The organism is Bacillus sp. N3378-2at, assembly GCF_033412715.1.
In the GTDB taxonomy this organism is placed as follows: Bacteria; Bacillota; Bacilli; order Bacillales; family Bacillaceae; genus Bacillus; species Bacillus subtilis.
Genome location: NZ_CP117986.1, coordinates 910,247 through 932,068 on the forward strand (window position 1 = coordinate 910,247; position 21,822 = coordinate 932,068).

At 42.6% G+C, this 21,822-nt stretch carries 28 protein-coding genes; all 28 read right to left on the minus strand.

Going from position 1 to position 21,822, the window contains the following annotated elements; translation table 11 throughout:
- Window positions 1-12: 12 nt before the first annotated feature.
- On the minus strand, window positions 13-183 hold the full coding sequence (locus PUN35_RS05070; RefSeq protein ID WP_031600554.1) for an XkdX family protein: 171 nt from the start codon (window positions 181-183) through the stop codon (window positions 13-15).
- Window positions 180-479, minus strand: a complete 300-nt coding sequence (locus tag PUN35_RS05075; RefSeq protein ID WP_031600553.1) for a hypothetical protein — start codon at window positions 477-479, stop codon at window positions 180-182. The genes PUN35_RS05070 and PUN35_RS05075 overlap by 4 nt, the downstream gene beginning before the upstream one ends.
- 15 nt (window positions 480-494) lie before the next feature.
- Window positions 495-1,616, minus strand: coding sequence for a BppU family phage baseplate upper protein (locus PUN35_RS05080; protein WP_031600552.1), 1,122 nt, complete (start codon window positions 1,614-1,616; stop codon window positions 495-497).
- Window positions 1,617-1,652: 36 nt separating this feature from the next.
- Window positions 1,653-3,230, minus strand: a complete 1,578-nt coding sequence (locus PUN35_RS05085) for a hypothetical protein (protein ID WP_031600551.1) — start codon at window positions 3,228-3,230, stop codon at window positions 1,653-1,655.
- Window positions 3,231-3,240: 10 nt separating this feature from the next.
- Window positions 3,241-5,106, minus strand: a complete 1,866-nt coding sequence (locus tag PUN35_RS05090; RefSeq protein ID WP_031600550.1) for a phage tail protein — start codon at window positions 5,104-5,106, stop codon at window positions 3,241-3,243.
- A 22-nt stretch (window positions 5,107-5,128) separates the two neighbouring features.
- The gene (locus PUN35_RS05095) at window positions 5,129-5,962 is read right to left on the minus strand and encodes a phage tail domain-containing protein (protein WP_014479880.1); all 834 of its coding nucleotides are present in this window, start codon (window positions 5,960-5,962) and stop codon (window positions 5,129-5,131) included.
- A 12-nt stretch (window positions 5,963-5,974) separates the two neighbouring features.
- Entirely contained in the window at window positions 5,975-9,715 is a 3,741-nt protein-coding gene (locus PUN35_RS05100) for a phage tail tape measure protein (protein ID WP_014479879.1), read from the minus strand.
- Window positions 9,716-9,777: 62 nt separating this feature from the next.
- Window positions 9,778-9,933 (minus strand): hypothetical protein, encoded by a 156-nt coding sequence (locus PUN35_RS05105; RefSeq protein ID WP_225910714.1) that lies wholly within the window; start codon window positions 9,931-9,933, stop codon window positions 9,778-9,780.
- Between the two features lie 38 nt (window positions 9,934-9,971).
- Window positions 9,972-10,334, minus strand: coding sequence for a phage tail assembly chaperone G (gpG, locus tag PUN35_RS05110; protein WP_014479877.1), 363 nt, complete (start codon window positions 10,332-10,334; stop codon window positions 9,972-9,974).
- A 59-nt stretch (window positions 10,335-10,393) separates the two neighbouring features.
- Window positions 10,394-10,978, minus strand: coding sequence for a major tail protein (locus tag PUN35_RS05115; protein WP_014479876.1), 585 nt, complete (start codon window positions 10,976-10,978; stop codon window positions 10,394-10,396).
- A gap of 5 nt (window positions 10,979-10,983) precedes the next feature.
- Window positions 10,984-11,391 carry a hypothetical protein gene (locus PUN35_RS05120; protein ID WP_014479875.1) on the minus strand — a complete coding sequence of 136 codons (408 nt, stop codon included), beginning with the start codon at window positions 11,389-11,391 and terminating at the stop codon, window positions 10,984-10,986.
- Window positions 11,388-11,780 carry an HK97-gp10 family putative phage morphogenesis protein gene (locus PUN35_RS05125; RefSeq protein ID WP_031600548.1) on the minus strand — a complete coding sequence of 131 codons (393 nt, stop codon included), beginning with the start codon at window positions 11,778-11,780 and terminating at the stop codon, window positions 11,388-11,390. The genes PUN35_RS05120 and PUN35_RS05125 overlap by 4 nt, the downstream gene beginning before the upstream one ends.
- A complete protein-coding gene (locus PUN35_RS05130; RefSeq protein ID WP_014479873.1) occupies window positions 11,780-12,106 on the minus strand; it encodes a phage head closure protein in 327 nt (108 codons plus the stop codon). The genes PUN35_RS05125 and PUN35_RS05130 overlap by 1 nt, the downstream gene beginning before the upstream one ends.
- Window positions 12,096-12,389: a head-tail connector protein gene (locus tag PUN35_RS05135; protein ID WP_014479872.1), complete on the minus strand. Its 294-nt coding sequence runs from the start codon at window positions 12,387-12,389 to the stop codon at window positions 12,096-12,098. Before PUN35_RS05135 ends, PUN35_RS05130 begins: the two co-directional genes overlap by 11 nt.
- Window positions 12,390-12,443: 54 nt before the next feature.
- Window positions 12,444-12,827, minus strand: a complete 384-nt coding sequence (locus PUN35_RS05140) for a collagen-like protein (protein WP_014479871.1) — start codon at window positions 12,825-12,827, stop codon at window positions 12,444-12,446.
- Between the two features lie 27 nt (window positions 12,828-12,854).
- The gene (locus PUN35_RS05145) at window positions 12,855-14,063 is read right to left on the minus strand and encodes a phage major capsid protein (protein ID WP_014479870.1); all 1,209 of its coding nucleotides are present in this window, start codon (window positions 14,061-14,063) and stop codon (window positions 12,855-12,857) included.
- A gap of 47 nt (window positions 14,064-14,110) precedes the next feature.
- The gene (locus PUN35_RS05150; RefSeq protein WP_014479869.1) at window positions 14,111-14,707 is read right to left on the minus strand and encodes an HK97 family phage prohead protease; all 597 of its coding nucleotides are present in this window, start codon (window positions 14,705-14,707) and stop codon (window positions 14,111-14,113) included.
- Window positions 14,700-15,926 (minus strand): phage portal protein, encoded by a 1,227-nt coding sequence (locus tag PUN35_RS05155; RefSeq protein ID WP_014479868.1) that lies wholly within the window; start codon window positions 15,924-15,926, stop codon window positions 14,700-14,702. Before PUN35_RS05155 ends, PUN35_RS05150 begins: the two co-directional genes overlap by 8 nt.
- Window positions 15,927-15,930: 4 nt before the next feature.
- Window positions 15,931-16,137, minus strand: a complete 207-nt coding sequence (locus PUN35_RS05160) for a hypothetical protein (RefSeq protein WP_014479867.1) — start codon at window positions 16,135-16,137, stop codon at window positions 15,931-15,933.
- Window positions 16,138-16,153: 16 nt separating this feature from the next.
- Window positions 16,154-17,887 carry a terminase large subunit gene (locus PUN35_RS05165; RefSeq protein WP_014479866.1) on the minus strand — a complete coding sequence of 578 codons (1,734 nt, stop codon included), beginning with the start codon at window positions 17,885-17,887 and terminating at the stop codon, window positions 16,154-16,156.
- Window positions 17,877-18,362, minus strand: coding sequence for a phage terminase small subunit P27 family (locus PUN35_RS05170; RefSeq protein WP_014479865.1), 486 nt, complete (start codon window positions 18,360-18,362; stop codon window positions 17,877-17,879). Before PUN35_RS05170 ends, PUN35_RS05165 begins: the two co-directional genes overlap by 11 nt.
- A 238-nt stretch (window positions 18,363-18,600) precedes the next feature.
- Window positions 18,601-18,813 carry a hypothetical protein gene (locus tag PUN35_RS05175; RefSeq protein ID WP_235091742.1) on the minus strand — a complete coding sequence of 71 codons (213 nt, stop codon included), beginning with the start codon at window positions 18,811-18,813 and terminating at the stop codon, window positions 18,601-18,603.
- Window positions 18,810-19,202: an HNH endonuclease gene (locus tag PUN35_RS05180; protein WP_228224859.1), complete on the minus strand. Its 393-nt coding sequence runs from the start codon at window positions 19,200-19,202 to the stop codon at window positions 18,810-18,812. Before PUN35_RS05180 ends, PUN35_RS05175 begins: the two co-directional genes overlap by 4 nt.
- Before the next feature lie 161 nt (window positions 19,203-19,363).
- Window positions 19,364-19,495 carry a hypothetical protein gene (locus tag PUN35_RS05185; RefSeq protein WP_014479864.1) on the minus strand — a complete coding sequence of 44 codons (132 nt, stop codon included), beginning with the start codon at window positions 19,493-19,495 and terminating at the stop codon, window positions 19,364-19,366.
- A 69-nt stretch (window positions 19,496-19,564) separates the two neighbouring features.
- On the minus strand, window positions 19,565-19,942 hold the full coding sequence (locus PUN35_RS05190; protein ID WP_014479863.1) for an ArpU family phage packaging/lysis transcriptional regulator: 378 nt from the start codon (window positions 19,940-19,942) through the stop codon (window positions 19,565-19,567).
- 289 nt (window positions 19,943-20,231) lie between these two features.
- The gene (locus PUN35_RS05195; RefSeq protein ID WP_014479862.1) at window positions 20,232-20,747 is read right to left on the minus strand and encodes a putative metallopeptidase; all 516 of its coding nucleotides are present in this window, start codon (window positions 20,745-20,747) and stop codon (window positions 20,232-20,234) included.
- A gap of 34 nt (window positions 20,748-20,781) precedes the next feature.
- Window positions 20,782-21,321 (minus strand): ERCC4 domain-containing protein, encoded by a 540-nt coding sequence (locus tag PUN35_RS05200; RefSeq protein WP_014479861.1) that lies wholly within the window; start codon window positions 21,319-21,321, stop codon window positions 20,782-20,784.
- Window positions 21,318-21,755: a hypothetical protein gene (locus tag PUN35_RS05205; RefSeq protein WP_014479860.1), complete on the minus strand. Its 438-nt coding sequence runs from the start codon at window positions 21,753-21,755 to the stop codon at window positions 21,318-21,320. Before PUN35_RS05205 ends, PUN35_RS05200 begins: the two co-directional genes overlap by 4 nt.
- Between the last annotated feature and the right edge of the window lie 67 nt (window positions 21,756-21,822).

The window sequence follows — 21,822 nt, forward strand, 5'->3', positions numbered from 1 at the left end:
AATGGGTGTTGGTTAACTTCCTAAATCTATGACAACCGGCTCCGTGGCTGGATAAATAAAACCTGTTATTTCTTGATATTCTTCTGGCGTTAAAATCTTTATCGGTATCATATCCCTGACCATTTCAGGAGTCCAGAGTTTGTCATCATAATAATCTTTTATTGTTTCGTACCAATCACTCATTTAATCACACCACCTGTTAACAGCTTGAATGTGAGGTCAGATACTTGCTTTTTAAGCTTGTCTAGCTCTGATGGTTCGGGAGGCGGAGGCTGTAAGCTGTCGATGTATTCTTGTGTAGCTGTTTCGCGCCATTCCGATTTGCCTTTATCGAACACCGGTTTATACATGCCGGCGCCGTCGGGATTAACAGGAGGGATATCTGTGTACCCTTCCGGAATCTCCTCGCCGTCATTGATAATCATATTTTCTGATGGCACATAATTCATTTTGTTGTCGTATTTGTATATTTGTTTCATTTGATAACGCCTCCTCTACAGCGCTTTAAACGCGAAATCAAATTTAATATAGTTCGTGTTACTGGATACGCTTTCTACGATGACTTCCCCAGTAAATTTGTATGCAATCCGAGCAACCTGTGCCGATCCTGATGCTATTTGTATACAACCCATAGATCGTGGCGGCCGCATGTTTTCAGGGAGTGTAAAAACAGTCGTTCCAACAACGCCTCCTTTTGCTTCCCCTCGCACCCATACTGTTTTCGACGCGTCAATTCCAAAAACTACATCTTCGCCGCCGTTGTAGTGAGACCAGCCGTTCTGCAAAGTCGCAACAACCCACGAAAAGTTAGATACGTAAGTCTTGGCGTCAGCAAGCGCCTTATCCGCTTTTTCTTGCGCGCCATTCGTTGTTTCTTTAGCGTTCCAAGCTGTTCGCTCATCAGCCGTGATATGCCGTGTAGTATCATCGTCATGCGCCTTAAATTCTATCTTACTCGCCTGCTGCACGTCATCTACATTCGATAAGCCAATCTGCGCTTTTGTTACCTTGTGAGGATTATCCGTCTTAGCTGCGTGTTCGGACGTATAAGCCTTCGCATTAACTTCCGCTTCATCTGCCTTTTCTTGCGCTCCCTCTTTCGTTTCAATTCGGTCGAGATCAGAGAACTTCGCTTTTAATTCGTCGAGCATTGCTGTTTCTTCGTCATACATCGCTATGATTAACGCCTTTAATGATTCGAAATCATCGACGTAATATTCTGCGAGAGGTGCGATGTTTTGATCCGCAAGACTTTGCGATATTTCAAACCCGAATTTGTGAGCAGAGAGTGATTGCCCGTTCGTATATTTCAGAATGAGTTGACAGTTGAATTTGCCGTACATTTTGATTTCATCCTCATCTAAAACATACTCTGCGATACCTTTCAACGGATCAACTATCGTGACATCTCGTATTCTCTGCTTACCGCTGGACGGAACGAGGATTACTTTTCCGGTCACGGCTGATAGTGGCAATGGGATGCCGTCCTTGCGTAAATAAAATATCAACTTTGCCGTATTAATATCTTGCGTTGAAAATATAAAAGATGATTGGTAATTCCCTTCTGTTATTGCGTTTATATCGAACGCGTAAGAGCCGTTTTTATAAATAGCCAATATCCGTTACCTCCCTTTAAATAGTCGCCGCGTACATTAATTCAAATACCATTCAAAAACAATTGGGTACCAAGAATTCACATCAGGAGTAGGGTGTCTTGTGGATAATATTTTCACTTTCCCATTTGGTTGGATTTGACAAACAGCATTGTACCCTCCTGATGTTGGAATCGTAAAGGGCAACACTCTATCGGGCGACCACTCAGGATAGTAGCTTATATACTCTGTGTCCATAGTCGTTACGCCTTTTAGTTCGGCTTCTAGTCGTATTTTATTTCCTATTCTCCGTATTCTTGGTATGCGTTCTGGAACGTAGGCAGTCGCACCATTTAATAATTCTGTATCCATCCATCCCGTGTCTTTGCGAGATTGGTTTACGTTTACATCCAAGGAATATCCCAACATTCGATTATGCCGTACAAGAACAACGTCGGCGTTATTCACGACCTGAACTGCAACTAAATCTCCTTTGTACACACAGCACGATTCATTTTCAAAGTTATAGTTGTAAATATTCGGAATGAAGTCAGAAAACTTTTTATTGATCGCACTAGCGAGTGAGTCTTTTGTGTAAATATAGTAATTTAAAAGTTCTCCAGCTAGGTTGTACACAGATATAGCCGGCCTCCCATTACTTTTACCGTGTGACATGAATAGGAATCCATCATTTAGGGTTATACCTTGTACCTTCTCTAAGTTAGGAATATAGTCTACAGTAAAATCGGTGTATAGAACGGGATTCCCCATCTTTATCGATTCCCAAGTGTACACATAAGCATGAATGCTGGCTTGATTTACGGTTATCGAAGCAAAATAGTATTTGTTAGCCGCATATTTACTACTTACATTAGCTCTAATTAAATCCGAGAGTTCTCCTGTATCATAATTAAAAATATTATATCCAGACATTTTTGAAGCTTTAACGATAAAGCATAAGTTACCTTGGTCATTATAAAAAAATGACAGCCCCTCAGTATATGCGCCAGATTCTATAGGGATTGATTTTCTTTCTTTGAAACTACCTGTATCAAGATCGCGAATTTCAATTCTCAGTTCTGTTCCTTCATTTTCTTGTGAAGCAACATAGATTTCATTTGTCAGCTCGTTTATATTTGCAGATTGTGGCCAGAATAAAGCTTCTTCCCGCGCCTTAAATGTAGTCATCGCTTCAACATTATTCAAATAGCTTAAAGCATCCTGCGAATTGGTTATTAATTCAACCGTCCTGTACATTTCTGCTAGTTGGTTCTTATTTGCTTCCAGTTGAGTCTTAATTTCTCCCTTATCTGCATCTAATCTTTCTTTCAATACAGGATACACAAAACCATCATCGTCTACGCGCGCATCCACAACCTCTTTTATGTTGGTTCCGTCAGCTTGTAAAACAAGGTTTCGGATACGTGCTTTCGCTATTTCAATTTCTTCATAGACAGTTAGTCCGCCGCGATGAGCGATCTGTGAAGATGTATGAGCATTCTTAGCTTTTTCATGATATTTTAATTTACCTTCTAAAAGATTGACCTCATGTTCTGTGGCCTTTGCATTTTCATCTAGCTGGCTAAATAATTTTGTGTTTGGGGCATCACCGTGCCTTTTGTTTAAATAAAGCGTCATAAAGTCACCTCTATTTTTGTCCTACTATGAGGATTTTTACTTTCGACCCGTCTGGAACTTCAAGAGGATCACTGAGTTTACCATCTTTATATAGGGTTATATTAATCTTGTTTACGTCAACATCATCAACATAAAGTGAGTAGCCCGCCTCTTTCATTATAAAATTAGCATCACCGGTCACATACTGGATGGTGTAATCATCGTCTGTATTCAAAGAAAGGATGCTCGCTGCCAAGGAAACAAAACCATCGCCAGAAGATACAGACCATTCACCATCTAAGAATTGCAAAGAGAAAATATATGTGGTCTGCTGTGATGCCTGCGTATTTGCCAAACTTTGTTTTATTTGATTGATTTCAGAAAGCCCGGAAGCCAATAGATTTTGATAATTTTTGATGGCCTGCTCCTGATTCTTCGCGCGCTTTTTCTCTTCAATTTCCATGTCTACACGGCTTTTTCGTTTCCCACCAATTGTCAGTTCAGAGGGCTGTTCTAGTCTTAATGGGTTGTATGAGGCCCCTGTTGCTCTCAGCTTCCCATCAAAAGTGATCCCGTTTAGAGGCGTGTCAGCATATACACGAATGGTGTCCCCTGCCATAACCGGCTCTTCTATATCAGCCAAGGCCTGATCTAACAATTCCACATAGTCGGCATCATAGGACACCTCTGCGTAAGGATTGACTTTGGTTTTAAGTAGCTTAATCATGTCATCCTTTGTCTTGATTGAATCATCCATGACCGGTTCCGCCCAGGATGGCTGCCCGTTAATCAGAAACTTTTTTTCTTCTGGATGAACATAGGTGACCGGAGGAAAGACATACTTTTCATCTTCATTCTTGAAAGTCCTGTACACCCCGATAATGTTGCCGCGCAGAAGATACATGACCGGATCGACTTTCTTTGTGCCTTTTGTATTAGGGTTATTGCTGTCCCTGCCTTTAAAGGTAGCCACTACCTTATAAGTTTTACTGTCCAGGCCGCGAATGATATCAAACTCTTTTTCTGTCGGGTCTGAATCTTTATAGACAGATATGGTTTTCGTCTGATCGCCTATCTTAAATTCCCATTTACCACCCAGCTTCGACACAAGAGTTTTGAATTTAAAGCCTGTCCCTGTGAAAGAAAAAGAAAACGTGGCTCCTATTTTCTTCGTGTAATCTGCTTTTAATGAACTATCATACGCCCAGGTGCCCGTTTTAGAATCGTAGGGAATGGACTGATCGCCCAGGATGTCTTTATCTTCCTTGAGCTTCCCGTATCCTTTCACCCGTGTTGTCGTGTTATCTTCGCTTGTTGTGATCTGTAAAGACGTTAGATTTGAAAGGTTATCCAGCCTTTTTACAATCTCTTTGCCTGCTTTTTTGTAGATGTATAAATGCGTGTTATCCGGGATGATTTCAACCCCAAAGGTAGAAATGATTTCGTCCATCAGCTCAGAGGTCTTTTTATTGCCGAACCCCTCCAGCTTTTTAGCCCCGATCCCCTTCGCATCCGGCATAATTGTAAATGTGATTTCACTGCCTTTCACTGCGTGCTTAAGTGCTTCGTTGAGAGTTTTTGTGCCCTCTATCGTCTCGTGAACAACATGCTTGATCGCCCTAAAGGAATAGATATGCGTGGCTGTTATGTCTTTAGTAAGCAGAGCGCCTTCCTGTTTGATCGTAGGCGTGTTAATGAAATACTGCTGCTTTTTATACCGAACCTCGTCGATAATAATAAAATTCCTTCCGACTAAAGCATTGAAAGGAATCTGATTATATTCAGTCAAGGTAATTGAAAAAGACAAATCCTTTTTCCCAGTGACGTCATCATTCACTTTAGGTTCAACGTGAATAAGCTCATGTTTTTGGCCCGTTTTGATGTCATGGACAAACATCTGATTCAAAGAGCATCACCCCCTATTTATAATAAAAGTGTGTAATGAATCGGATATTGCTGTAGGTAGCACCCGCAATCCTAAATTGATTCTGGCCAGCTGCAAGAGTCGGAAACCGCCCACTTCTATCGGATATAGGCGCAGAGTTCTTCAAAATGTGATGCTTCAAAAGCGTTATCTTATCCGTTTTTGAATATTTCCCGTTCAACGTCAAGGTTTCGTTTGTTGTGATATTAGTGATTGAAATATTAGTACCCTGTAGGTACATTTCGACGTTGTAATTGTAGTTAATCGGGTCAAGTTTTACGTCCCCTATGTTATCCACAACGAAAGAATTTTTATTTTGAAAGTGAAACACAGGGGTTGAGTCCCGCCGGATATTCATGCCTAAGTGAAACTTTTCGTCCTTCAATTCCATAGATGCAGTGCTGTCATTTAAAGACTCAGCAAGCCCCTGAATGGCCGTTAGAGTAATATCCACTTCCTGATACTTCTTACCGTTTTCTTGATAAATTGAAAATGCGTCATCACATGTAACAAGCCATCGTTTATAAGGCTGCTGTGTATTGATTACATAGTAAGGGTCCTCTTTTACAAAAAGGTTGTAGACGGCATCCCTTTTGATCTGGAACTGATAAGAACTGTTTGCCTCCACAAGCACTTTTATATTGATTTTTCTTTCTGTGTAACGCCCGGTGTTCCCCCGCTTAAGCATCATCGTCCCATTAATGAGAGCGTTTGTTCCTGCCGTCTGCCTTTCGAACACTGGCGCCTCCGGCCTAAATGAAGAAAGCGAGACACCTGGAAGCGTCTCGCTTAAATACTTGCCATCAATTATTAAATCATAGTTTATCAACCTACCACTCTCCTAAGAGAAGCTTACATTGTTCAGCAATCCCTTTTGGTTTCTTTCCTTGTTGTATGCTTCGTCTTGAATTTTATTTAATTCTTGGACGCTTAGTATTACATTCGGGTCTTTCGCAACAAGCTGCGTTAATAGTCTTACCGTTTGGCTTAACAGATTAATTTCGGCTTGCTGATTGCTGTTTTGTTGCTGCAGTAAAGTCACCATGGTTTTCAATGCGTTTGCATCGCTTGAGTTCGACCGGCTTTCCGGCTCATACCCAACCATTTTACCTGCCTGGCTGAGAACTTTATGAGCTTGGCTGCGCCTAAATTGACGTAACGGCAGCAGCATTTCCCCTTTATGGACCTCGGCCATGTGATCTCGCGTAATCAATCCGCCTGTATCGTAACCGATGTAACGGCCACCGCGTGCCATGGACTTCAAGCCTGGATGATTCAGAATGCCCCCATATCGACTATTGAGATAGTTGATTGACGCTAAAATTTGGTGTACCGGGTTTTTGATATTCCCGTAACCAGGTTCCTTATTGGCGTTGAAGGTGCTTGGAATGAACTGCATAAGCCCCTGGGAAGGGTGCCCTGCTTTCCAGTTTGAATCCCATCTATTTACAACATTCGGATTGCCACCTGATTCCTTCATTGCTATTGTCTCAAGCGCTGAGGCATATTCTGACCCTAGTCCTTTTATATTTAAGGCTTGAGCGACCCACTTTTTAACCGCTGCAGTGCCGCCTGCACCCTCGAAAGAACCATAGTCAGCTATCTTATCTTTAATGAACTTGATGGCTTTATCCTTGATAAACTTAAAGCCATTGACTGCAATTTGCCCAAAACCGCCGGACATTTTCGGAGCACTCACCCCGATCTTTTCCAGAACCTTATTCAGTAGTTTACTTGGGTTGGACACATAATCATACACATCCAAAGCAATATCTTTCGCTTTTCCCCACATCTTTGTGAACCAGTTCCCACCGGTTCCGTCTTTATAAAATGGGATACTGCCACCGAACATTTTTTCTGCATCGTCGCCGCCCATAACCTGGGTACCGCGTGGCAGATTCATAAGAGTTGGGACATTCGGGCTTATCCCAATTTTTCCGTCAGGCGTCATAAACGGTTCGTGTTTATACCCGTCCCCCAAGATAGCTGGGCCGCCTGGGTGTCCGCTTGTTCCTTTTGCATATTGTGGCACATCCCACTTAGGAATCTGACTCTTTTCGTCCACACCAATTTTCCCTAGAACCCAGTTTACCCCGCCAATCACGCCGTTTACGACGCCACCGAGTTTCTTGGTCATTTTATTGGCTAAATACTTGATTCCATCTAAGGCTTTTCCAGCCATATCCTTAATGCCCTGGCCCATTTTCTTAGGGAGTGCCTTAGCCCCCTCAATAATTTCCCAGAATTTCTTGGAAATGCTACTTTTCATGTCAGTGACAATTTTCATGGCTTTGTCTTTCAAGAAGCTAAACATTTTCCCGGCATTTGTGGCGCCATCTTTAAACAAACTTTTGATCCAGCCCCACATTTTTGGAAATATACCCTTTAAGCCAGCGCCGAGAGCCTTGGCACCGCCAAGAATCTTGCCGAAAAATGAAAGTTGGATAGCATTCCAGACTATTTTAATAGCGCCGGAAAATATTTTCTTAATTCCTTCCCACATTTTCGAAAAATCCCCGGTCAATAACCCAGAAAAAACGAGGATAACGCCCTGGATAATTGAAATCGCTCCAGTAATGACGCCCTTTATATTCCCCCAAACTGAACTTATGATAGCAAGTATGGCCGGCATGACAAATTGGACAATCGACCACACATTCTGAAGGGCTTGGGTAATAACGGAACCGTTTTGCTGCCAGAAAGACTTCCACTGCCCCGTGAGTTGACCAATGAAAGACATCACGCCGCCCAGTGCCTGTTTGACCAGAGGACCAAGAGTTCCAAAAACTTGGGATGCAATAGTGCCGAGAGTCGAAAAGGTCGGCTTCATGGCGTCAAAGCTTGCTTTCATGTTAGATATGATGGGCTGTGCCTGCTGCTTAAAGCCGGAAAAAGCAGTCTTGATATTGTTTATCCCGTCGATAATGGTTTGGACCGTTAACACCGGGAAAAAGTCCATCAGTTTATCGGCACCTTTAGACGTATCACCATTGAAAACGTCCATAACGCCCGAGAAAATAGTCTTTAGATTCTTTCCAGCATTCGCGATATTGTTGAAAGTCGGTTCAAGGCTTTTCATGCCAGACTCTAAGCCAGCCATGACCGGCTCCAATACGTCTAAAAGGCCGTTGCCGATCGGAAGGAGAGCCGACAAGGCGGAACGACCTATCTTTTTCAGCCGTGCCCCGAAGTTATCCTGTAGAGCTTTTCCGGCCTCTTTCGTTTTCCCGTTCACATCGCCAATCTTTCCATTAATGCCGCCAAGGGCATACATCGCGTCAGCCTCAAGGTCTTCCCATTTGGTGCCGTACAAAGCTACCCCGATATTATTCGCCTTGACTTGGTCTTTCATCCCTTTCAGCTCACCCAGAACTGCGTTAGAAACGTCTTTAACCGTCCCTTTTCCTTTTAGAAATTGGCTCCATACTTTCTGAGTGCTTCCGGAAAGCTGCGCCATCGCTCCGGACGTCGAATCGGAGCCGTCTTTCACTCTGATCTGAAATTCTTTCATGACGTCATTAATGTAGTCGAGATTATAAACCCCTGCCTGGCTGCCCTTCGTTAAGAGCTGGAAATATTCTTCCGCAGAAAAACCCATTTTGCCGAATAAAGGCGCGTACTCGCTCAAGTTATCAAACATTTCGTTTGAAAAGTTTAGCCCCTTTTGGGCACCGTACGTCATCAAATCAAAAGCCTTTTGGCTCTCAACACCGAAACCTTTCATAATATTGTTGCCAGCTCGGGTGACTTCATTTACATCTGCGTCAAAGGTTTCTGAAAGAGTAATAGCCCCTTTGGTTACATCCTTTAAATCCTTGTCGCTGAGCCCCCTGATATTCTGACGGACCTGTTTCAGGGCGTCTTTGACTACATCCATATTTTCGCCAAAACCGTCTTTCCAAACGCTTGTCGCTACTTTCGTCAAATCTTTCGCTTCATCTTTGGTAAGGCCCAATTGAGCCCTGAATTCACCCTGTGATTTTTGAGTATCAAGCGCCATTTTAGCGCCCATTGCTCCGACTGCGGCAGTTAACCCGGTTACTCCCGCAATCCCGGCAGTCAACGCGCCCACTAGCCCCACTTTGATAAAAGAACTGAATTTGGATACTTTCCCGCCAGCGTCTCCACTTGCATTGCCAATCTCTCTTTGGCTGTCCGTCAACTCATCAGCGCTCTCGCTTGCTTGGCTTTGGGCTTGTTCCAGCCGTTGGTATTGCATCTGCGCGCGCCGCAGAGACCCTTCCAGAGAATGATATGATTGAATCTGAGTATTGAGCCGCTGGGCGTATTTCTGGGCCTGCTGTGAGCCTTCGCCGTATAGCTCAACCTGTTTCTCGTAAGACTTCCGGTATTCTTCCACAATCCTCTCTTGAATGGAAAGCTCATTTGATAAACCTTCAACCTGCTTTTTGCTGGCTGTGAGTTCATCGCCCATTGCTTTAAACTCTTGAACAGTTGCTTTTGTAGCTGTCCGCGCTGTTTTGAGGTTATTTCTAAGACCGGTTATCCCTCTGTTTACGCCGGCATCGTTTAGCGTGGTATTAATGACTAAATTCCCTATTGGTCTGCCTTCTGTCGCCAAATAGTTACCTCCCTTCTATGGTTTTTTAGAAACACAAAAAGAGCGCCTTTACAGACACCCTTTTACAAAGTAGCACCAAATATTTGATAAGCCGGGACCAATTTGTTCTCTTCCTCATGCTTGTAAGCTGCAAGATCAAAGAAGCGTTGTATATCCATTTCATCTATTTCATGAAGCTTGTAACCATTTTCCATCAAATCAAGATACATCTGCTTCATTCTGTTAAGATAATCCCTGTAGGTCATTGGTTTCCCTGTTATTTTTGAGACTCCACTGCCTTCTTCTTCAATTGAGCCTTTTTTTTACTCTTTGTCATCGCTTGGTCAATAATATCTCTGAGCCAGTCACCTAAATCCTCAGAAGCAACACCGTCCAAAATATCGTCGACGTCAAATTGACCTTTAAAAATATCCACGACAAGACCCATCATATCCGTCATAACCTCATATTCGGTCATTTTTGAATCCTCATCCGTTGCTAGCGCATGAATTTCTAATGCTCTATAAGTAAACCGCGATGTAACAATCGGCTGAATGAATGTTTTTTCAGGAACAGAGACAATTTCCCCGTTCTCGCCAATTTCAGCATTTGCATAATCTTTCAATACCGCTTTAATCATGTAAAAAACCACCTTATTATTTTTTAAAAGACAAAAGCAGCCGCTGTCCGGCTGCCAGTTTATTTTCCTAAGTCTGCACTTACTTCTTCTGTTGTCATGCCGTCTGGCAACATGCCATATGCACGCTGATAGAATTTCTCAAGTGTGAACCCTTCATTTTGATCATAACCAATCAGAAATACATTCCCGTCAAATTTCCGAGGCATGAACTGCCCTTCTATGGAATCTGTTTGAAAATCGACCTTATCCTCTTTTGATTTCCCCTCTGAAGACGGGGGACCGAACTTCCCTTTTAACAAGGCGTAATACACATAACCTTTGTCATGGTGACGTTGCCGCCACGTGATACAAACGTAAGGAGGCTCCATATCTTTATGGTACTCTTCAATACCATCCACAACCTTCACACCTAAAAGTGTCTTTTTCATTTCTGTGGTAAGGTCAGCGAGGTTCAGTTCTAATTTTGCCTCCCCAACCCCGGAACTTTTCACCGCAAAAATACCGTCATCAGCATAAAGAGTTGCTAGTTCGGATGGTACATCTAGTTTCGATTCGATTGCACCTGGCATACTCTTAATCTGAATTGCTTTTTCATCTTCACCAACCTCAGCATATTTAATGCCATCTAATCCCGTACGGGCCATTCATATCATTCCTTTTCTATGTTTATTTTTTGAATATCAATTAATTTGGTCGCTCTGTATCTCCGGGCGTATCGGTATAGAGCAATATCTGGGTCACGGTCAAAAGCTGACGCATATTGCTTGTAGTCGTTCTCTGCCATGATCTGATCAATCACAGGCTGTATAGCCTGGGCGTCCTTTATGGTTTTAGTCCATAAATCTATTTGAATATCAACTTCAAATGTTAGGGCCCTATCGTCCGCATAGTCTTTTCTGTGGCTCTCAAGCTCGTTAATGCGAATCATCGGGGCCTTTTCTATGTCCTGATCTTCTTCTGGAACAAAGACCAGGAATATCCGGTCACTGTCCACAAAAGAAGTAAGGGTTTCGTTTTCACTTAAAAGCTTTTCAACTTCCTGAATGGGAAGCATCATAGTCCCAGCTCCCTCATGTAAACTTGCTGCACGATCTGCAAAACCGTCTGCTCCATCTCGTTGGATGTCCTCTCAATGAAATGCTGCGGGGGCTGCTTGATCGTTCCAAAGTTAGAGAAGTGCAGGCGGGAGGCTGTTTCTTTCCCATAACCCACACTTGCATATATCTCCCCGTCTTCCTTGGCCTTTGAGTACACCACATTATCTTTCATGTGTACTTTGTGGGGATCGTGGTCGCTTTCTCTGCCTCGGGGTGTATTACGTTCCAGAGCCTCAGCAAAAACCTGAGCGCCTGCCTGAACGGCTGCTTTGGCCGCCCTGGTATTTTTTCTTGCGAGCTTATCAAGCTCTTTTTCTATACCGCCGATACCGTCATCTTGCCGCGCCATCAGCTCACCTTTTCCGCAAAAACATTGATTAAGTTTTTATCTTGTGAGTTTGGAAGAATGTCTTTTATTTCGTAAAGCTCATCGTCATGAAGAACGTGCATGTTATTTGTCGCCTTCTTAACTTGCTGATAGCGAATAATGAACGTGATGCTGTTCTCTAAGAAGGTGCCAGCTGTCGTGAGCTTTTCCCTTAACTTCTGTTCTCTTATCTCAGCCCAGCAAGAAAATAAGGGCTCATTTACCTCAATATTCTCCCTGGTTTCCGGGTCCTTCCCGTTCTTTCGTGTAACAAAAGTGATGCGTGTATTGAGCCGGCTAAATTCCATCTGTATACGCCCCTCTGAATTGCTGAATAAAGTTTGTTACGCCGAAAGGTATTTCTTGCAACGCTTTGTCCATTGAGGATACGCGCTGTTCATACCAGGCACCGACCAGGAACATGACAGCTGTATCAAATTTAGGGTTGTTTTGAAAGAAAGCGTCCCTGTTTGGCGAAAGCGTTACGGCATCCTTGATATAATCTTCCGCAGTATCTTTCAGCCGCTGGATAAACCCATCATCGAAATTGTGATCTATACGCATCGCAAGCTTTAATTCTTCAAGCGTCATTCCAACACTCCTTTACAAACAAAAAGGGACGCCTGTATGCGTCCCATTACGTCATTATTTTGCTTGTGCTGCTTGTTCCAAGGCTTCAATACGTTTAACAAGTTCATTGTATTGCTCTTCCGTCCCAAAGCCGTCTTTACCAGGGTCGCCCTTCTCTCCTTTAGGACCTTGTGGGCCAGCTTCACCCTGCGGACCCTGGGCGCCGGTCTTTCCTTGAGGACCTTGTGGGCCCGTGTCTCCTTTCGGTCCCTGTTCCCCAGGATCGCCTTTAGGGCCCTGCGGACCTGCTGGACCTTGTTCCCCCTGCATCCCCTTGATAAACAGAGGATTTTCTTCACTGTTTCCGCCAAGGTAAACCCGTGTTATTGGTTTTCCGTCCGTGTCCATTTCCGATGCTGTCCAAACGTTTCCACTTTTATTTAGAAATTCTTTCTCCATTTTTAATCATCCTTCCCAATTATTTTTTTATTGTCCCACGTCTACCGATGACTGATCTTCTGTGCTAGTTGTCGGTTGATTGATTGTTACAAAATAGCCGGCTTTGTCATCAGCTTTCTTAACGTCGAAACGAATCGCCAGGGAAAGGACCTGTCCATAAAGATCATTTTCCACCCATTTCGCTGTAGCTTTTAATCGATTCGCAAAAAGAACCGCCCTTTTTAAATCCCCGATAAACATAACCGCGTCGCCATCTTTTTCACCCAAAACAAGATCATCTACAACTGTGTTCGGTATCCCAAACAATACTTTTCCGGATGGGGATGAAATATTTTGCTGTAAAATGTACTGTCCGTTTTTATCTTTCAACGTATCTAAGAATTGGAACGCTGAAGAAGTTGCGACAATATCACGCTTATAAGCCTGTTTTAAATACACATTTAGAATTTTCTTAAGTTCGTCAGTTCCTGAGACTGTCATCGTTGTAAATGTGCGCAGAACTGCAGCAATTCGTGAATTACGTGTATTGCGTTCAATCTGTTGCAAATAATTTGCTACAAGAGCCGTTAAGTCAACACCTGAATCGTCAATAGCCTCCTGAGAAATTGGCAATTGACCGCGGTATGTTACAACCTTCCACTCCACCTTCTTAAACTTTGGTTTCGCTAACTCTGGATTTTTCTCTAGTTCTTCTACAGAGTTGAGTTGTGTGCTAGCGTTCTCCAGAACTGGATAAGTGCCAGATGAAGTTGTAACAGAAACGTTATTTACCATTGTGCCAAGGTCCACAACGTCTTCCAGTTCCTGTTGTGGCTTAGTGATTACATCAATAGGAATCAGCACTTCAGCTCCATCAGATTTCAACCCGTCGCGCTTTTCCCCTTTTGATCGCAGAAACTCTTCAAAAGCTCTTACCTCTTCTGTCTTCCCAGGTTTGATAATTGTACGGAAGCCTCCGCCATGCATTGATCTTTTCTCCTCGTCTTCTTCTTCTTCTTTACTCCCAGCTGGTGCAGGGTTCTCCGGCTTAAGCCCGGCTAACTCTTCATACTCCGCAAGCTTTTTCTGCAGGCCGTCAAGCTCTTCTTTCATGGAAGTGATTTCACCTTTCAGAGCTGTAGCTTCGTCCAGCTTGTCTTCTTCTGCTCGTTTATGGGCTTCTGTGATTTTTGTATTAATGGCTGTTTGTTTTTGAGTAATCTGTGATCTTAGTTCCTTAATTTTTTCAGATAACATGTGTTTGCTCCTTTTCAAATAAAATAAGCACCCGGTTTTCGAGTGCTTTACAATCCCATTTTTAATAAATCCAGCTGCAGCAGCAGCTTTTCTTTTTCCGGATTCCGGTTTCTTTCCTCGTACTGCTGCAAATTCCGTTTTGCAATTGTCACGTCAGTGTCTTCATAAGCCGGATAAGTAACGACTGACACATCTGTAAGCTTTGAAATGTTTCTCAAGCTCCGCAACGGCAGGCCGGTTTCCTGGTCACGAGTAAAACTATCTCCATCCTTCCCCAGCATGAAGCCGAAAGAACAATTCGAGATATTGCCAACCCGCAGATTTTCGTATAAATCCGATGCGTACTGTGTATTCGGCAAAGTAACATCAAACCTTAAGCCAATGTCATCAACTTCAAGCTTAAGCGTGCCGGCAGACGTACGCCCGAGAATCTTGGACGGGTCATGGTCAATTAAAGCCCGCACATCGCTCATGTCTGTCTGATCCAGAGCCCTTTTATCAATCATTTCAATAAAACCACCCAAATTGTGGCTGCGGGTGCCGAACTTTAAAGCATAACCGCTAATTACTTTTGGGCCGTCATCGTCTGAATGAGCTTTTAAGGTCCCTTCCTGCGATGTTCTAATCTCTACTTCCTTAGACATTCCCCTCACCTCCTTCACCTGCTGACGAGATCGGCAGGCTCTTTGCTTTTGCTTTCTGAATCTCGTCCATCAAATCAATGTTCACATAGTTTAAACTCATGTAACGGTTGTCCCCGTTTGGTATTGGCTCGTAACCATACTCAGCCAGGGCATTATTGAGAGAGAAAATACCGTTTTGCAGCAAGGCAATAACGTTCTCACGCTTTGTTTTCGCGTCTGTTTCTCTAAATCGCCGTGTGTCGAATTGAAATTTCAGCTGTAGGTTTAAAGGATACGGCAGCATTTTGAAATTCAGTTCTGAGGCAATGGCCGTAAAATAGTTTGATAATGTATTTGTCAGATAGTCCAGGTTAGCTTGTTCCAGCGATGTATTGACTTGCTCAATGCCCAGCTTGTGCGCCGGCAACCCGAACACTTTGGCTATCTGTTTCGTTGAATGCGTGTAGTTGTTCACGACCTCAAGCACTTTCGTATTGATTTCTAACTGGCTAAACTCCATGTTTTCATCGAGCACAACAACCCGCTGTTGATTCTTTATGCCAGAGTTTGCTTTTTCAAATTCATTACGGATTTTGTCCTTTGCCTCAGGAGACAAATGGCCTTTTTTCATGTTTACAATACCGCTTAAGTTGACGCCCCTTCTGAAAAAGTCTGTGACAAGGCGCTTCCCCGCCTCCTGGCTTTCAATCTCGTGCTTAAGACTAGAAAGGGGACTCATACCCGTTATTCCGTCCATGCTGAAAAATTTAATGTGCAGTACATTTTCAGGCTTCAAAACTCTTTCTTTGCCGCCTGACGGATAATACCGGTACAGTATTTCGTTTCGGTCCTGCAGCTGCTCAGCATAGACTTCACTGTTCAATAAATGAATGAGCTCTAAGGGCGTGCCCTCTTTATCCCGGACTATTTCCGCGTAAGACTGGCCATTCATTAGTGCGTTAGCCACAAGAATGAATTTGAAAAAGTACCCCGAATAATAATCATTGGGTTTCTCATTCAGCAGCCTGAATAGATCAGAGTTCTTTTCTTCTACACCATTATGAGAAACCATAATTGGAGACGCCGCAATATCAGAAGATAGTGTAAGAATCGCAGTGAACACATCGCTGTTTTTTATTGCACTTACAGACGTGTAAGACAGGCCGTCCAAACCGAGAATGATTTCATTGAACTCTCGTGCTCCTGGGCTCTGCTTATCTAACGATCGAAAGAATGCCACTTAATCACCTCCCTTCCTCTTCTTTTGGATTCAGTAAGAAGGCAATAAGAACGAGAAAAAGACCTGCCACAATAAAGCCGGCTACTGGATGGAGAAAGAAAACCCCATAGTCGATAACAAACAAGCCTGCCAAAAATAAAAGAGTATGCAAGTTCAACTTAATAAACTGACATACTCCCAACAAAAAGGTATTTATTTTTCCGATTTTCATGGCGCCCCCTCCTTCCCTAAAGAGTAAATTCTTCGCTTTCGTAATAAGAGTTCCAATCAAATTCCTCTTGTTTGTAATGGTACATAGCGCCCGTGTGTGCGTTCATCATTGCCGCTGCAGGGTCAATCTTTTCCCTGTATAGCGCTTTGTCAATTTGAATCGTATCATTCACTTTTTTCAGCATTGCATTGTGCATCGCCGTATCAAGTAATGGGTTCTTGCTGTGTATGATTTTTCCGTCGAATACATTCAAACGAAAATCTTTTGTTGGTTCAGATAATGTGCGAGGACCTTGACGAACTTCAATCAGCACATCTTCATAGCCATATTTCTCAATTTCATTTAAGAATAAAGAGATATTGTAAGGGTCAAAGAAGATTCCCTTTACTTGTAAATCAAATTCTTTAATATGATTGATCATATAATCCACAACCTGCTGCAGATTAATGATTCCGGATTTTTTGTCCGTAATTGTGCAGTATCCGGCTTTCGCGAGAGTACGATAGTCCAGTTTGTCACGCTCAATTTTATTATCCAGTCCACCTTTTGTTCCAACAAACGAGTGACTGTCCACATAAAATGTCTCATTTTCATCCTCTAACGGATAAATGAAGCCAAGGGCTGATAAATCATCTGTTCGTGATAAGTCAATCCCTATGTAAACCGGCTTCCCTGTAATGTCAGGCGCAACATCCACACCGCGCTTTTTCCAATCGTTCCCGTTGATAAAGCTTTCAGAGGAAGCAGACTGCCATATATTAAAGTTTTTTACGAGTGTACCGTTTAGATCATCTTTATCAAGAGCCTCCTTCAGTTTCTTGCGGAGGTTTTTCAAGATTTTCTTTTGTAGCCCCTCCACCTCAAGTAGTGGATTGCTTTTTATCCAAGTGCTTTCGTCGTAAATTTCCTCTTCGTCATCCTGTTCATAGACAATCGCAAAATAGTTTTCGTTTTCCTTACGACCACTTAGAATATCATCAACATAAGGATACTCCTGCGAATACATGGGGCCATTCAGCTTAAAGCCGGCTGTACTAATGATTAAGATAAGGCCCTGGTCCTGCTGACCTTGGGAAGACTCTAGAACTTCCATCATTTTTGTGTTGGAAGCTGTGTGATACTCGTCAAGAATTCCGATAAGAACGTTCAAACTGTCCAGGTTATCAGTATCCCTTGATAAAGGCATAATGACGCAGTCATCTTTCAGGTACCGGATTTCATTTTGTATAATCTTTGTCCATTTCCTCATGAATTTCGATTTACTTCGTATCTTCTTAAGCTGCATCGAAATCATTTTAAAGACGGTTTTCGCCTGGCCTCTTGAATTAGCTGTCGCATAAATTTGCCTGTCAAACTTAGGTGCTTCGCCGTAAATCAGCTCATACAATGATAGCCCCGCTACAAGTACAGATTTACCGCCCTTTCTCGCCATGCTTATATACGCTTTGGTGAATCGCCGAAAGCCGGTTTCTTTATTCCTCCAAGCATAGAGCATGTACACAATGAACTTTTGAAACAAAGCCAGCTTTGTGGGCTTTCCAGTTGATATATCTGGCAGCATCTCAAGAAACTTAATGACCTTTTTTGCCTTTTCTGGTCTGTATTCATATTCATAAGAAGGGTCAGCTGCTCTTTCCAAATCTCTCAGGTGACGCTGACAGGCTTTTATGACTTTCTTGCATGCCGTTATTTCTCCGCTGACAACCTTTTTCGCGTAAAGCGTGCCGGGGTCAAGATGTTCAATCGTCATCTATCGCCATTGCTCCAAACTCATCATCTTCCTCGCTGTCGCTGTCGAGGCCGACGATTCGTAGACGTGAATCCAGAGACAGACCAAGCTGGCCGGCAATGCCCCGGATCTCTTTAGACATGCTGTTCATTATATCCACAGATGGATTTTTCTTTTTAACCGTCTCACCCCGGCTGTTTTTTTCAAACATAACTTGGCCGTCTTTGGCTATATCAGCCATCGCTTCCCGATACTGTGCATAGCTGTTGCAATAGATCGCAAGCAATGTCGAATCTAATTCAGAAATTGGCAAATTGATAATGTGCGGGTAGATACGCCGCCATTCATTCTTCGCCATAGTGGACAACCAGTATGGTGGCTTTTCTTGCAAGGGCGAAAAATCTTTGAGTTTTTCTTCCTGCTGCAGACGCTCTTCCCGCTCTTCGTTGGTAATTTGTCCTTTTAACGTTTCCGTTAATTGTTTTCGTCTCGCCAATCAAAACCACCACCTTTCGTCCAAAATACATCACATAAATTTCGGTAAAATCAGCGAACGACAAAAACGCCGATCAACTCATACGAGATAAGGGATCGCGCGTAATATTTCAGTATTCAAAATCCGGCTAAAATAGCAAATCTCAAAATTTCATTTCAACATTTTTTACAAAGTTGAGGGGGCGCCGATGCCCAGGAAAAATTTTTAGGTACCCGGTTAAAGTTAGGGGGGACTTAATTCATTTTCCGTTAAAAATTTTAGAATCTCCACCAACAATTGGGGAAAGACCATGATACTCTCTAACTTCGTTTACTGTAAGTACGCCACACCGCATAAAACCTGCAAATTTTTTTGGACTCATAGGCTCTTTTTTAGGAACCTTCGGAGCTTTACCTGTTGGTCTAATATGAACCTTTGGGGCTTTAACTATCGGCCTAAATGGCATAATCATTCTCCTTTCCCAAACGTGACTTGGTTATGATGATACTGACACAGCACCTCAAGATTATTTAAATCAGTACGTGCCTGATCATCGTTTAAAACGTCTCTAAGCTCTTTAAACTTGTGATGGACTACTAACCTATGAGACTTATTTAAACGTCCCTGTGAGGCGCAGACGGCACAATGATAGTTACTTTCTCTAAGCTTCTGTTCACGAAGAAGCTTCCACTCTCTCGAATGGTAATAGGAATAGCGTCTATTGTTCTCCCTGTTGTATCTAACATCTTTGTTGTATTGTTTGTCAGCATAGCCCTTGTGCTTCTCACAATAGCGTCGTGCCCAGTCCACATAGTTGCGGCAGGCTGGCGCGTTACATCTTTTTAATGGCAGAACTATCACCTCCAATATATTCTTTCTAAACTGCCACCGCACTCAAGCCGTTAGCCGCCAATAGTTTTCCCTGAGATTTACCGGAAGCAGTTTACAAAAAATATCTCCCGATACCAAAGTCGCAAGACCAGCGCGATCCAGCTCAGAATGATCACTCATTCCTCAACGCTTTAATTTGAGTATCCGAATTCGCCTTGATAAGGGATAGGCGCTTTTCCCGTGCTATGAAGTTGTTCTTGATATTTTTTAAAATCCACACTCCCTTGAAGTTGATAAGAAAAGTTTATCGAGATTTCAAACATAAATAGTCCCCCTTTTTGTCCCCTAAAATGTCCCCTGTTTTATCGGAAATTTGTCGACAAAAAAAGCACTCAGATAATTCCGAGTGCTGTAGCAATGCGCAAAATGGCACGATGTTTTATTTCATAATAGGTGTCCTTTTTCATGCCAAGTTCCATATAGATATGAATGTCTTTTGTTTGGCTGGCTGTTAAGTATTTTTTCTCAATGATCATCCGTTCTTCATCGTCCAGGCTGTTTTCTAACGCCCTTTCCATCTGTTTGACCTTCAGTTCATTTAATATGAAAGAATCTCTGATAGAAGGAAACGGGCTGATGCCAGCGTCAACCGATTCCTTTTTATTCTCAAGCTGTACTTTCAAAGCTCGATAATCTTTGAGTTCTTTGATCACAATTTTTCGGACTGCCTTCAAATCCACAGGATGAAGGAATGAAAGTTGTTCTGTCACACCCGTCCTCCTTTCCTCTATTTTTCGCGTTCCCATTTTTGTATTCGTCGTTCTGTTAAGCAAATCCATAAGGCAAGAGCCACTGAATTAATAACGAATAGTGAGCCAATAAATATAATCATTTCGCTGTCCTTTCACTTTTTAAGCCACATTCCAATGCATATAACATGGCTTTAAACTTGCTGTTCTCATAAGGACCATATATTTTATTTTTCATAACCAAAACGAACTCACGTTCGGTCCCAATGCATGCAAAATCCCCTAATATAAAGTTTCTGACTACCCCCATTTATTTCACTCTCGATAGACGCTGCACATCTGAAATGGTCATTTGGTGATCAGCCTCACGTACTGCCTCGGCAAATGTTTCAATACCGGTATCCCATAAACCATGGCGCTCAATAATTTCTGAAAACTCTTCAACGTCATGCTCGCGAATTCCCCAGCTGTCAGGATCATGTGCGGCTCCATACACAGTAATCCATTTCCTTGGATCATTCGGATCCGGTTCCTCCCATTTCGTGCGGGTAAAATGACAAAGCTCATGATCTACCAGGGCGGCGCGCTGTTCTTCCGTCGTCGTCTTCCATGCTTCCTTATTGATAAATACAAATAGCATGTAATCGGTCATGTGACGTTCGAATGCTGTGCATTTTTTCGCCTTTCCTGCCCATTTGCTGTTACCCTCACGGAGATAAAAACCTATTTGCTGTTTAGCGTCTTTTAAATGTGGGTGATGCTCGTCAATTATGCTTTCAGCGAGCTGCCGTACTTCCTTCGATTCCTCAAAACCTACAAATGCCATGTTACTGCCTCCCTTTGATTGTTATGATAAAGATTTACACAAGCCCGCCTTTCAGCAGTTCCCGGGCCATATAATGAAAGTGATGGTAAATGTAATTTCCGGTAGCGTTAGGGCTAAGAAAAACAGTTGAAAAGCCGTAGCGAACCTCAAATGTTTTCAAGCTGCCCAGCAGCGCTTTCGGTTCATACTTTGAACGATATTTTCCGTTCAGTATTTTTTGATACCCTTCCAGGTCTTCCACAAGAAGAGTGAACGGATGCCTGGACGCCCGGATCAATTCATTTTCAAAACGAGAACGGTCTTTAATCGACTGCACCAACTCGTCCACTCCATTTTTCCGTTCAATTGCTGCATTCAAATACATATCACGGCTGATTCCAAATTCATCATTTTTAGGAATCATTGCAGAGTAATCGCCGGTTTTCATTCCTTTGAATTTGATTCCCACTTTCTTTTTACGGAGATAATCAAGAACATGCTGATTCTTTTGCTCTCTCGTATCCACAATAATGATCATGCTGTCCAGAATTTCTTTTAATTCCGTTTCCGAATAGTTATAGTGAATAATTGTCATGCTTTCTTCCCCTTAAAATACGACATGGCCCGATCATAGATTTCTATGGAAAGCCGGTCCGTTTCCTCACTTTCAAAGTTTGAAACGGATTCCTTTAGCTCCCTCCAGCCGTTCTCCCAAAAGAGAACAAGCAATTCCATCACCTTCATAACTGATTCATAATCATGATTGAACCAGTCATCTATTTTTCTATTTATTTCTTGATCAATGCCCATGAAATAGTTAATGATTTTATCTATAGTTTGTTTCACATTATGTTCATGATCCGAGTATTCGCCTTTCAAATACCGAATAATTCGCTTTTTGTAAGATTGGACAAACGCCTCAAGTTCCGGATAGACTTTCTCTGGTTTCTCAATATATAGATCGTTTCCATCAAGAACCAAACGAGAGCCCAATACCTCTAAATCGGAACAAATTTGTTTTGGGTGCAATTTTCTCACCTCTTTTTATCAAAACGGGTTAATGAGTTAACGAAGGTTAATGCATTTTGTATTAAAG